Here is a 13,065-nt window from a genome sequence, read left to right as displayed (position 1 = left end):
CAATAACCCGAACCTGCATGCACTTCGCGAGCGGGTCCCATGCGGCCGCGTCCGACCAAGCGGATCACAGCACCGATCCCATCGGGGTTGCCTTCTCGGCCAATCAACCGCACCCGAAGGCCGGGCTTGCCGCCCAGATTGTGGAAGAGTTTCGTCGCGTCGTGGTTTTGGGTGAGCACGAGGTCTGGTCGCCCATCCCGATCGAAATCCGCCACGGCCGTCGCGCGTTGTTCTCCATAGACCGCGATCCCGGATTCTTGCGGGCGCAACGCTCGGAAGCCGCCGCGCCCATCTCCCAGGAGCAGGAGACCTGTGCCGGCGTCATGTCGCGAAGTCTCGGCATCAACTCCAAAAAAATTCTGCGCCAGGAAAACGTCTTCATTCCCGTCCCCGTCGAAGTCCGCGATGCTGACGCCGAAGGCGGGCGCGAATTGAGCCTCGACGGGCAAGGGCCGCGCTTCGAAATGATCGTCGCGATTTAGGAACAGGGTGGAATCGAACGTGGCCGCCTGGAGTTCCCTGGCGCCAGCAGCATGCTCTCCGAGAATCTCCCGGGCTGTTGCCTGACCGTAGGCATGATAATTGGGAAAACGCACCCCTACGGATGGCATCGCCCTGACTACGGTTTTTCTTTCCCGCCAGAGAGTCATCTTGCTGGCGCTCGGATCATCTGAAGCGAGCAGAGTCTGGATGAGATTATCGCCCGCAAAATTGCCCCAAAGAAGGTGCACGGGCGCGTTCGTGCCAGGCGGTTGATCTGTGCGCCAGTTCCGTCCCCAGTTCGCCGCGACGAGGTCCATTTTCCCATCGCCATCAAAGTCTCCGGCGGCGATTCCGTTCCAGAGCCCGTGGTATTTCGCGAGTCCAAACGCATCGGTGACTTCCGTAAACTTTCCCGCATCGTTGCGAAACAACCGGACGGAATCCCATTCGCAAGCGAGAGCGAGGTCCGGATCGCCATCCCCGTCAAAGTCCGTGAACACAGCTCCCCCCACCAAGCTCAAACTGGAGAAAGCCTGCAGAACTCGGAAGTCGCTTCCGTCCCAACGCAGAAGGTAGGACGAAGCAGCTTCTGGATATCGGCCCGCCACGACGCGTCCTCCGACAAACACTTCGAGCGAACCATCTCCATCCACGTCAGCCATCGCCAGCGGTCCCACCGCCGAACGGCCGTCTCCCAACGGGGCAACCTGGCTGACTCCACTCTTTCCTCGCAGCCACTGAATCCGGACCGGTGGCGGATTGGTATCGGCATCTTCCCAATTCGATTCACCGGCCAGCCGCGAGACTGATCCCTCCGCGCCTCGCCAGAGCAAGACACTCGTCTGATCCCGAGCATTCAGTTTCGAACCCGGATCCTCGGCCCATTCGGTGAAACCGCCCTTGCGATCATTGAGGAAGTGGCTCGCTCGCCCCCCTTTTCCTCCGGCAATAATCAGGTCCTCCGCTCCATCCCCATTCAGATCGCCCCAGCAAACGCCCGGCCCGAGCCCGCTGAGCTTGCGGGGCAGCAGGGGCTGACGGCCGAAGTCATCGAAAGGCGTGTCGCGATGCACATGCTTCAATCGCGAGCTGATATCTTCAAAAAGAGGCGGCGGGGCAGAAGGCGTGGAATCGCCTGGCGTCCCGGCAAATGCTTCGTCGATTTCGTACCCACAGTTGGGCCGAGCGTTGCGCACGCGGCTGAACCTGCCGCTGCGCCACCGAACTTGAATCTCCAGCCGCTGAGCATCTCCCGCGGCAAAAACGCGCATTGGATCATCCGACGACAAGTAACGTCCGCCGGCGATCATTTCCTGCGACTGCGTCACCGGGCCGCCGGTCACGGTGATTTTGGCCCCGATTCCACGTGTGTTGCCACTCGCGCCCCGGAGCCGGACCGCGACCCGAGAGGCCGAACTATCGTTGCGAAAAACTCGCGCGGCTGTGTTGAGGCAATTCAGCACGACGTCAAGGTCCCCGTCATTGTCGAGGTCCGCCAACGCCATGCCATGCGCGACTCCGATCGCCGAGAAACCCCACTGCGCACTCCGGTCCTCGAAGGTAAGATCCCGCCGATTGCGAAAAGCCATGCCGGGCGCCTTGCGGTGCGGCATGTTGAAGAGGTTTTGCAGACGAGCCTCTTGGGTCTTCCAACCTCCAGCTCGAATGATGGCTCCGATCACGTCCGTGTCCTGGACATCGTGATAGTTGCCGGTGGCGACAAGCAAATCTTCCCACCCGTCCAGGTCCACATCCAGAAAGATGACGCTCCAGGTCCAATCAGTCGCCGCCACGCCCGCCAATTGGGCGATCTCCGCAAAAGTGCCGTCGCCACGGGCCAGATGCAGTGTGTTGCGGGGGACTTCAGGGCGAAAGCTTGCGTCCTCCACCGGCCAGGTCACGGTGCCGGCCAATGTGTCCGGACGTTGCCACGCGCGGAATTCGCGGCGTGGATTCAACATCTCCGCCACGAAAAGGTCGTCGTGGCCGTCGCGGTTGATGTCGGCCGCATCGACGGCCATCGAGGAGAGGCTAAAACACCGAAAAGCATTTCGCGGTGCAGCCCGAAAAATTTTACCTCCTTGGTTCAACCAGACGCGGTCTGGCCAGTTCACGAAATCGTTGCACACATAAAGGTCCGGCAGGCCGTCGCCATTCAAGTCACGGAATAACACCGACAACCCCCAGTCCGTGGTGGGGCCGTCCAACGGTTTTCCGTCTTCGTCAAGAAAGACACCCAATTCCCAGCGAACCGGGGAGAAACGGCCGCCGCCGCGATTGATGTAGAGAAAATCCATCTCCCCTTTCTCGATCACCTCCAGACCGCCGCTGGGAGTTTTCAGTCCGAGAAAGCGGTCGCGCGGTTCGACGCTCGTTGCGCCATCGGGCAGTTGCCGCGCGGTGATCCTCACTCCGGCTGGAGTGTCGTGAAAGGTGTCGGAACGATAGTTGGTCACGTACAGATCGAGGAATCCGTTGCCATCGACATCCGCGAGCGCGAGGGATGTCGCGCCCAAGCGGCGCGCTGGCCATTCGGCATTCAATTCCGTGAAACGGCCCTGGCCGTCATTCAAAAAGATTCGCGTGCCGCCGCCGAGGCTGTTGACCAACAAATCCAAATCATCGTCCCCGTCCACATCAGCGAAGGCGCAACCGGTGGACATCTGGTTTGAACAGGCCACTCCAGCCTGGGCGGTGACATCGGTAAATTTCCAATCTCCGAGATTGCGGTAGAGGACGTTGCTCCCGTCGAGGCCGCAGAAATACACGTCCACTTGTCCGTCGCCATCGACATCCCCGAGCGCCACGCCCGAACCGCTGGTGGTCAACCGGTTCTTGGCCACCGTCTCGTTGGAGAGGTGGTTGGTGAAATCGAGCCCGGTCTCTTTCGGGGATAGCAAAGTGAAACCCGCTTTGCCCTGCCCTGGAACCGGCAGTTTGGCGACGCGATATCCGGTTTCCGACGTCCAATCCAACTTTGCGGGAGTGGCCGCGTCGATTCGTTCAAGAAAGATTAACGCCAACGCGAGTGCACCCCACGATGGCCCAATTTTTTTCGCTTCTTCATTGCGAAAAATCGAACCTAACCCTTTCCATACACTACCCAGGGTTGCGAGGAACGAGCTACCCTGGGTGACCGACGAGAACAAACGCCAACCCCAACGGGGTTGCGCCTCAATCCCAGACATAGCATGCAGCCGTTCACGGATTTTCCGATTGCGAAGAAATGGACGCCGCTCTTTGGTGGAAACGACAAAATGGAGGTCAACCACGGACAGGGATTGTGACATAGGATTGCTTTCGACTCTGGGCGCGACCCCATTGGGGTTGTGGTGTTCGGCGTCCATTTACCCAGGGCAGCTCGTTCCTCGCAATCCTGGGCTTTGTTGGATCGTCGGTCAAAGCCCCAAAACGGGGATGCTCCCTCCTCGCGCCTTGCATCCGGCCAGGCGGCGCTCCCGCCAAAACCGGAAGTTATTTTTGCACAGACCCTAAGAGCGTGTCCGAAAATTCCGCGGGGTCCTGTTTTCGCGCCAAAGGCCGGATGGCGAGGCGCAGCGAAGGAGAATATCCTCCCTGGATCTTCGACTGAGGAGCAACGAAGCCAGGCGGCCTTTGGCGCGAAAACCCTCCGGGCGGCGGGTCTTTTGTCCGTGGCCTGCGTTGGCTCGGTCCTTACAGCCCGCGTTGGGGATGCTCGGACCTCGCCGCCTTGGCCACAGCCAAAATCCCTCGCCGCAGGACCCCGCGCAATTTTCGGACACGCTCTAAGCAAACATGGAGGAGAATGTCCAAACTCCAGCGGCCCTCTCCAGCAATTCTCATTATGGACTACTTCCCATGAAGGCGAACGTTTCCAGGGTAGGGCGAGTCCGTCCCGGCGAGCCGTGTCCGACGTCGTGGGAACACGTTGGAGGCGGCTCGCTGGGGACAGGCTCGCCCTACCGAAGTCAAAATGAGAATCGCTGGGCCCTCTCCCTGGGAGGGCCAGGACTGTGGACATCTTCGATCGAAAAAGAAAAGAGGCCGAACTCGCGTTCGGCCTCTGTGAATTACAGGATCAGTTTACCGCCGGATCCGCCCGTATTGTTGGCTTCCAGTCGGGGCGAACTTGAACGGGCTTGCCGCTCCGGTCACAGCTTGCCAAGGCCCAGTGATAGATGTCGCTGCTTCCAGCGTGCCACCGCCGGTCCATTCTATCGTGATCGATCCATCGGGGTTTCGGGCGATTCGGGTGAACTTCGGAGCTTCCACAGGCAGGGCGCCGTTGAAGTCCCAGTAAGCCACCAGTTTTGTCGTTGCGCCCAAAGTGGACGGAGAGCCACCCGCAGCGAGCTTCTTGATGTCCGCTTCGGCCAAGGCGGAACCGAAGATGGCGAAATCATCAATCAATCCGTGAATGTTATTCGCGGTCCCTGCGTTTGGCCCGCCACCCTCCGCGCCGATCCAGATTCGCGCGAAGTCCGTGGGGAGCGGGTTCGTGTTGTCGCCTTCCAGGAAGAGTTTCCCGTTGATCCAGATTTGTTTGCGGGAGGCATCTTTGGCAAACGCAAAGTGGTGCCAGGCGTTGGTCCACCAGGAGATATCCCCTGTGTAATCAGGGAAGGTATCGATGCCGGCGTTGATGCGCTGAGTCGTGCCATCGCAGCAACCCGCCGTGTCGAAATAGACGTTGTTATTGCTCCAAGGCGCATGAGCCTGTGCGCCGCGTTGACCGGAGGAACTGGAAGGCGAGTCAGCCCAGAACGCGGAGTTGTTCGCGATGTCGTATTTCTTGACCCACATAGCGAAGGTCATCTTGTCGCCCGCCGCGGCGGCGTTCATGAAGCTCGCGTCGTAAACCAGGACGGATTGGCCGCTGCCCCGGCCGAAATCGATGGCGTAATCGCCCGCCTTGCCGGAGAAGCCACCCTTGTCGGCGGTGAGCTTGGCGGACCCGAGAATGAGGCCCTCATAACCTTTCACCAGATCCTTGACGGGACCCGCGTAAACGGTGACCTCGAATGACCAATCCAAGGCCGCCGGATTGCCGCCCGGGTCCCGGTAACCGAGGCTGACGGTGTGGGTTGATTTGCTGGCGAGCAGTGCCGGTGGTTTGTATTCGATCGTCGCCAGGCTCCCGACTTTGGAGAAGATGGGTTTCACCTCAGCGCCATTGAACTTCAGCGTGACGTTGGCGGCCGTCCACTCCGTCTTGCCATCGCGATGAACGATGGTTATCGGGTTAGACGGTTTGACGTTCCGGGCATTGGTCCCAGGCGACTGGGTCACGAATGCGCCTTCGGCTGGAACCGGCAAATCCTCGGCTGCCGAGAGGAACTGGCCTGGAATGGGGATGAGTGCCGCCGCGGCAGTTTTATCGGTCGTTTTCCTCCAAGCCACCTGACAGAAGTCTCCGCCGCCCCCTTCCTTGTAGATGGCGCGGATGAAATATTTCCGGCCAGCCACCAAAGCGATCGGAGCAGCCGTGGTCGCGGCGTCGCCGGTTGAGGGTTCCATGAACGCGCCGCAGCAGCCGGTTTCCTCTGCGATCATCACCGCGTTGGCTTCCTTGTCGTCCGAGCTGAGGAACAACTGCGAGGCATCATCGCTTCGCAGGAAGAAATCGTAACTGGCCGACTCCGTCGGTGTGATGAAGCCTTCGATCACCGCTCCGTACTGTTCGAGCGCGTCGGTTGGGAAGATATCGCGACTGTTGAAGGAGAACACTGTGCCTACCTCGGTTGGCGAGGCGGGATAACGCGGATCGTTCAACAGATTATCCACCGGGTTGCCCGAGATGCCCGTCCACCAGGAGAACTTGAGAACGCCTGCCCTGGCCAAAATGTAGGAGTAAAAGAGAGATTTGGTGTCCGCCGCCACTTCGTTCTTCGAGGTGTCTCTAACTCCCTTGATCGACACGGTGTAAGCCGTTGCGCCTGGCGTTTGTTTGGCGGTGGTAAGAGTGACCACTTTCCTGTTGTAAGCCGCTGCGGTGACCGCGAGGCTTGGCGTGATCGAATAATTTGCCGTCGCCGTGGCCGTCGCGGGATCCACTTCTTCGGAGAAAGTGATCTTCACCTGCGTAAAAGTGGGACTTGCCAGAACCGAGACCACCTTAGGCTTGGTGATGTCAATGGGATCGGTGCCAGCCTTGTATTCGTCCAGGTTGCTGACGCCGTCTTTGTCGAAGTCCTTGGCGGCATCCGTCGGGTCGTTTGGATTGAAGCCGAAGGCTATTTCCGCGGCATCGGGTATTCCGTCCCGGTCCGCATCTCCCACGACAGCACCCAACAATTCGCTGAGCGGTTTGCCGGCGCCTTTGGCATAGAGTTGGCCGATTTCGGCTTCGGTGAGGACTCGGTTCCAGATGGCGATGTCGTCGATCTCTCCTTCCCACTCACGGTTGACGGCGTCGGGATTTTCGCCAATCAGGACCCGCTTGCCGTTGGCCGCGAGATTCGGTGGGTTGGGATTGACCGAGTACTGATCTCCATCGATGTAAAGCGCAGTGCCAAAATTGGCCGCAGTATGGTCTGAGATCGCGACGAAATGGTGCCACTGGCCATCATCGACCGGCGAGCCCGCGGGCCCTTCCCCAATACCGCCCGCGTAGGAAAAGCCGCTCTGACCGCCTCGCCGGTGCACGCGCCAGTTGCTGCCTTCACCTTTGGCGATCAATGCCTGCCAGGAGGTATCGAATGCATCCACCTTGAACCAACCGGCAATGGAAATAGTGCCGCCTTGAAACGCGAGATCATCAGGTTCACCCCCGGAAACCTCCACTTCCTGATCCTCGCCATTAAGTTTAATGGCTTTTCCGAAGCCGCTCTTCCCGTTCACGAACGGGATTGGTTCGGTCCCTTGCGGGGTGCCTTCGAACTTGCCGATTGAATCTTTGAAATTCCCTTCAAATTCCCAGTAAGCTATCAGGCCTTTCTTAATAGGGGCGTCACCGCCTGCGCCGCCGACGCTGCCGAAGTACTCGATCTCATTGATTTGATGCAGCGTGCCGGGCGTGTCGTAGGCGATGTAGCGAATCCAGGTGTAAGGCTGGGATGGAAAAGGGAGGGTGAACTTGACGACCTGATTGCGGGCATCCCAAGGAACGGTGGTATCAACGAAACGGTAGATGTCGGTGTAATTACTCCCGTCACTCGATCCTTGGATGGCCCAATCTGTCGGATCACGCGAGGGCGTGTCGTTGCCCGACGTCACGGTAAAATGAGTGAGGCTGACCGCTTGACGAAACTTGACCGCAACCCAGACCGGATTGCCCGGAGTCGGATCGTCGCAACACCATTTGTCGTTGCCGCCGCCGACCTTGTTATCGAAAATGTTGAACGCGTTCTCGCCGCCCTCGAAATCTGATTCGTGGCTCGAGGTGATTTCAGCCCAGTTCCAGGTCGGACTCGTCGCCGCTCCTAAGGCGTCTTCACCGTCGTTCTCCGGATCGGTAAGATCGCCTCCGATAAGGCTTGCAGTCCCAGTGCCGAGAATCTCCACTTTCACGTTTGCGGTGGTCTGGGCCGCTTGAGCTGCCAAGCCCATGAAAAGCAGCAGCGTAGCGACCCATAACTTGCCAGAGGATATGATGAGTCTTTTCATTGCGGTTTTGGTTCGTCTCTGATTATCAGGCTCACCGGAACAGTTTCACTTCCTCATCGCACAATGCGACGTGAAGAAACCGTTTGGGAGTGCCGGGTGCAGTGCAGCATTATTACCTCCATCAACCTATGAAGTGCAATGAAAATCTGCGCAATCTGCGCACGGCTGATTCAAGAAGGAGCGCGGGCAGCTTGCCCGCGTGGGTCGCGTGAAGAGATTGATGGATGGGCGGCTGGTGTTGACCTACGGCTATCGCAAGCGGATCAAAGGCCCGACCTCCATCCGCGCCAGGATCAGCGCCGACGATGGCGCGACCTGGGGCGGGGAACTGATCCTGCGCAGCGGCGGGGGCGACGAAGACATCGGCTACACGCGCAACGCCCTGCGGCCCGATGGCAAGATCGTGACCATTTATTACTGGCAAGAAAACGAAAAGGCCGAACGCGACATCGCCGCCACCATCTGGACGCCTCCGTCCGCCACAAGCGCCGGCGCGGCGGCTTCGCCGGCGAAGGGTGGCTACTATGTGGATGCCCTGCGAGGCAACAGCACTCGCGAACCTGGCGGCTACACGCATCTGGAAGAATACCTGAACAGCATGGACTGACTCCATGGGAAATTCCCTCTCCGCACAGCCCTCTTCAACACCGCGTCTGCGCTCGCTCGATGCGTTGCGCGGGTTTGACATGTTCTGGCTGCTCGGCGGGGCGCAAATCGCCAGCGCCTTGTGTGCCGGAGCGCAACCGGGCTCGTTCGCGGCGGCGGTGAAGGAGCAGTTCACCCATGTCGAGTGGGAGGGGTTCCGATTCTACGACTTTATCTTTCCCCTTTTCCAGTTTCTCATCGGCGTGGCCATCCCGCTTTCAATCACGAAGCGGCTGGCGGCAGGTGACTCGAAAGCGAAAATTCTTCGTCACGCCTTCGTCCGGCTGTTCTGGATGATCGTGATCGGACTTTTCATTCACGGCAACCTGCAGTCGTGGAAGATCGAGGAGATGCGCCTGAGCTACAGCGTGCTGGAGATGCTCGGCCTGGGCTATGTGATCGCGGTGATTTGCGTGCTGCAATTGTCCGTGCGCGGACAGCTCATCGCGACCGCGGCGTTTCTGGTTGGCTACTGGGCGTTGCAGATGTTCGTGCCGGTGCCGGGCCACGAGTGGGGCGTGTTCAAGGCGGGCGGCATTTTCGGCGACTGGCTTTACGATCACAGCATCGGCCTGCTCGGCGCTCCCTGGAAGAGTCCGTATGGGCGCGGGTTCCCGTTCCTGCCGATGTGGGCGCACGCGGCCACGACGATGCTCGGCGTCTTTGCCGCCTATCTCATCAGCGGCCAGCAGATCTCCTGGAGGATGACGGATTCACAAAAGCTGCGCTGGCTCATCGGCATCGGTATCGGGCTGCCCGTGCTGGCCTGGGTGTGGAGCTTCCATCTGCCCATCGTCAAGAATCGCTGGACGAGCACCTTTGCGCTCTGGTGCGGCGGCTGGAGTTACTTGCTGCTGGCCGGGTTCTGGTGGGTCATCGACGTGAAGGGCTGGCACCGGGGCTTGGGCTTGTGGACCGCCATTGGTTGCAACTCGATCCTGGCCTACATTATGGCCAGCCTGTTCATGAGCGGGTTTGGCGAAATCGCCCGCGTCTTTCTCGGTGGTCTCCAGCCCATTCTGGGCGGCTACTGGCACGCCATTGTCATGGTGCTGGCCAAATACGGCCTCGCTTGGGTCGTATTGATCCACCTGAGGCGGCAGAAGATCTTTCTTCGCTTGTGACACCATCGCTTCGTTCAACAAAGAACAACACCCCATGCAAACTCGCATCCTCACTCATCTCTTATTCATCGTCATGCTCCTTGGCACCGCCCATGCCGAGCAGGCGCGTTACCACGTCTTCGCGGCTGGCAATAACATGAATCCGGGCACCGAGGTCGATCCCTTCGGCACGATCCAGAAGGCGGTGGACCTGGCCCAACCCGGCGATCTGATCTGGTCCACCAGCGCCACGGTGGAGATGAACTCACCTACCAACGCGCGTTCCTTGCTCTGGTTGCTCAACTCGATGGCGGACTCCTCCTGTAGGTCGCGCACCCGCTGCTGAATCTCCGGGCGGGCGAAACACTGCTCCATCTCATCCCAGAGCGGCACCCGTTGCTCGCAGCCCACGCAGATGATGCTCGGCGGCTCCTCCTTGCCCTTGCGGAACCTCCCAAGAGTCCCGTCAGGGACGGCCCGACAATAGCCCAGCGATTCATCGCTGGGAGAACGATCAACAGACCCGATCAAGCCCCGCAGGGGCGGAAGAAACGGTGCGACAAACGAATCCGTTCTTTCGTCCCTGACGGGACTTGTTCCCCTCTCGCCCCTGCACCCCAGCGTTGAAACGCTGGGCTATTCTGTTTCGCCCTTCGGGCTGGAAATCTGCCGGATGCCAGCTTCCACACCACGCCCGGACGCCCGGACCGGCCAGCAGACCTCAATACTCCTGCTCAAACCGCGGATGCACCCACAGGAACTCTTGCGGCTTGTTCTACACCCGCACCAACCCGCCAAAGCTCGGATCCTTCTCCTTCAGCCATTGCTCACACCTCCACCGTCTCCACCGTTTCGTAGAGCGCGGCGATGTTCTTCGACGCCACGCGAAACTGACTGCGCTTCTTGGACTGAGGTGTCTTGGCTCATATCTCGGCAGATACACCTGGCCAGGTTTGCCAGACTCGACAAAGCAGAATCCGCGCAAACGCTTCACTTTCGCGTATCATTCCCACATACTCCCGCTCGAAATGTCCAACGTGGTTAGCAACTCTGGTTTATCGCGTTCGTGGTATGGGGCTGCGATTGGAGAGTTTCTGAGCAGTGAAGCTGACGACATTCTGGGCAAGCTTTCCCGACACGCAGGCGATGGGCATTTTGCCGATCAGCGCGACGCTTGGCTGGCCCAAATCGACCTGCTTCACACGCAACTCAAAGGGTTGGATGGTTGGGTCTTCTTTGAGTTCAACATCCCCCGTATGGGTCGGCGCGTGGATGTCATTCTCGTTCTGGGTTCGGTAATTTTTGCGTTGGAGTTCAAAGTCGGCGAAACAACCCATGACCGCACAGCGATCGAACAGGTCTGGGACTACGCTCTCGATCTTAAGAACTTTCACGAAGCCAGCCATAACGTCGCTATCGCTCCGATTCTCGTAGCAACCGAAGCCGAGTCCGCGTCCGGCAAGTTCGAGGCTGACGCAGACAACGTTTATCGACCTGTCCTCACCAACGCCGTCAAATTGCGCGAGACGCTGGACTTCGGCTTGAGCATTGCCAAGGGCTCGGCCCTCGACGCGCAAGCTTGGGCGCGCGCCTCGTATCGCCCAACGCCAACGATTATTGAAGCCGCACGGTCGCTCTATGCGCAGCACTCTGTCGAAGCCATCGCGCGCTTTGACGCAGGTGCGCAGAACCTCCACACAACTTCTAAACGCATCGAGGAGTTAGTTGATGAAGCGCGCAGCACTGGACAAAAGTTCATTTGCTTTGTGACTGGTGTCCCCGGCGCTGGAAAAACTTTGGTGGGACTAAACATCGCCACACAGCGACGGGACGAGAAAGCACCAACGCACGCGGTATTCTTGTCGGGCAATGCACCGCTCGTTGCTGTGTTGCGTGAAGCGTTAACCAGAGATGAATACCTCCGGCTTAAAGCTCAGAAAAAGAAGGTCACCAAAAAGAAAATCGCGACTCCGGTAAAAGCCTTCATCCAAAACGTTCACCACTTTCGTGATGCGGGGCTGACAGACGAGAACGCGCCACCGGAACACGTCGTTATATTTGATGAAGCGCAGCGAGCGTGGAATTTGCAGATGACGGCCAACTTCATGAAGCGAAAGAAGGGGCGTCCGGGCTTCACCCAATCAGAGCCCGAATTTCTGATTTCCTACATGGACCGCCATCGAGATTGGGCGGTAATCGTCTGTCTGGTGGGCGGTGGTCAGGAAATCAACACCGGCGAAGCTGGCATCTCGGCTTGGTTGAATGCCGCGATCGAACATTTCCCCCATTGGAAAATGTTTATCTCCTCACGACTGCATGACAGTGAGTATGCCGCCAACAACTCTCTCGAACGCGCGCAACACACTACTCAGGCACGCCATGAAGATTCCCTCCACCTTGCCGTGTCGATGCGGTCTTTCCGGGCGGAAAATGTCTCGGCATTCGTGAAGGCGCTCCTTGACTGTGAGACCGCCACTGCTCGCGAAGCGCTTGCAGAACTCAGCGCACGTTTCCCCATCGTTCTCGCCCGCGATTTAGACAAGGCCAAAGCTTGGGTTCGCTGCCACGCGCGAGGTTCGGAGCGTTTCGGTCTGCTTGCCTCCTCCAAAGCGATGCGCCTCAAACCCCATGCCGTCGACGTCCGCGTGGACGTTGATCCGGTGCATTACTTCCTCAACGACCGCGACGACGTTCGCTCCAGTTACTATCTCGAAGACGCAGCGACGGAGTTTCAAGTGCAGGGGCTGGAACTCGATTGGACGTGTGTCACTTGGGATGCGGATTTTCGATTCAACGGCAACGGTTGGAACTACCACGACTTCCGCGGCTCACGCTGGAAAAACATCAACCTCTCCGACAACCGCAACTATCTGCGTAATGCGTATCGTGTTTTGCTCACGCGCGCTCGGCAGGGCATGGTTGTTTTCGTCCCGCCGGGTAATGCTAACGATCCGACTCGTTCACCGACGTTCTACGATTCAACCTTCAAATACTTGAGAGAGCTTGGTATTCCAGAGATCGCGTGATTGATCCCAGTTATTCGGCGTTCCTTGTCCTCGAAGCTGTGTTTCTTGCCGAGGCTCAATTTCTTGGAGACGCCCACGAGGCTGAAGGGTTGGCGGGGAAAGCCGCCGCAAAGGATGTCGAACTTCGGGATGTCGGCCACGGCCACGGAATGAATGTCGACATGCGGCGTCTCGCCGAAGTTGGCGGCATAGGTCTGCCGGCTGAACTTGTCCCAGTCGCT

At 59.0% G+C, this 13,065-nt stretch carries 7 protein-coding genes; 4 read left to right on the top strand and 3 right to left on the bottom strand.

The genetic code is table 11. The annotated features are described in order from the left end of the window. Together FJ398_19420 and FJ398_19415 are read right to left on the bottom strand one after the other, a co-directional pair. Nucleotides 1–3,830, bottom strand: a 3,830-nt coding sequence (locus FJ398_19420) for a hypothetical protein (protein ID MBM3840091.1), incomplete at its 3' end; no start/stop codon positions are given. Between the two features lie 718 nt (nt 3,831–4,548). Further along, nucleotides 4,549–8,070, bottom strand: coding sequence for a hypothetical protein (locus FJ398_19415; protein MBM3840090.1), 3,522 nt, complete (start codon nt 8,068–8,070; stop codon nt 4,549–4,551). 208 nt (nt 8,071–8,278) lie between these two features. Here FJ398_19415 and FJ398_19410 point away from each other — a divergent pair, with 208 nt between their 5' ends. From FJ398_19410 to FJ398_19395, 4 genes are all read left to right on the top strand, one after another. After that, nucleotides 8,279–8,677 (top strand): hypothetical protein, encoded by a 399-nt coding sequence (locus FJ398_19410; protein ID MBM3840089.1) that lies wholly within the window; start codon nt 8,279–8,281, stop codon nt 8,675–8,677. Between the two features lie 4 nt (nt 8,678–8,681). Continuing rightward, entirely contained in the window at nt 8,682–9,839 is a 1,158-nt protein-coding gene (locus FJ398_19405) for a DUF5009 domain-containing protein (GenBank protein ID MBM3840088.1), read from the top strand. Nucleotides 9,840–9,873: 34 nt separating this feature from the next. Next, nucleotides 9,874–10,164, top strand: a complete 291-nt coding sequence (locus tag FJ398_19400; GenBank protein ID MBM3840087.1) for a hypothetical protein — start codon at nt 9,874–9,876, stop codon at nt 10,162–10,164. A 682-nt stretch (nt 10,165–10,846) separates the two neighbouring features. Further along, complete coding sequence (locus FJ398_19395) at nt 10,847–12,844, top strand: DUF2075 domain-containing protein (GenBank protein ID MBM3840086.1); 1,998 nt, start codon at nt 10,847–10,849, stop codon at nt 12,842–12,844. Here the strand turns inward: FJ398_19395 and FJ398_19390 are convergent. Then, on the bottom strand, nt 12,790–13,065 hold a 276-nt coding region (locus FJ398_19390; GenBank protein ID MBM3840085.1), incomplete at its 5' end, for a DNA cytosine methyltransferase. The genes FJ398_19395 and FJ398_19390 overlap by 55 nt on opposite strands.

Source organism: Verrucomicrobiota bacterium (genome assembly GCA_016871535.1).
In the GTDB taxonomy this organism is placed as follows: Bacteria; Verrucomicrobiota; Verrucomicrobiia; order Limisphaerales; family SIBE01; genus VHCZ01.
The sequence above is the reverse complement of the archived record's forward strand: the minus strand, read 5'-3'. Positions and strand labels throughout refer to the sequence as shown.

Coding starts and splice junctions, on each gene's coding strand:
- FJ398_19415 (MBM3840090.1), bottom strand. CDS start 8,070: ATGAAAAGACTCATCATATCCTCTGGCAAGTTATGGGTCGCTACGCTG.
- FJ398_19405 (MBM3840088.1), top strand. CDS start 8,682: ATGGGAAATTCCCTCTCCGCACAGCCCTCTTCAACACCGCGTCTGCGC.
- FJ398_19400 (MBM3840087.1), top strand. CDS start 9,874: ATGCAAACTCGCATCCTCACTCATCTCTTATTCATCGTCATGCTCCTT.
- FJ398_19395 (MBM3840086.1), top strand. CDS start 10,847: ATGTCCAACGTGGTTAGCAACTCTGGTTTATCGCGTTCGTGGTATGGG.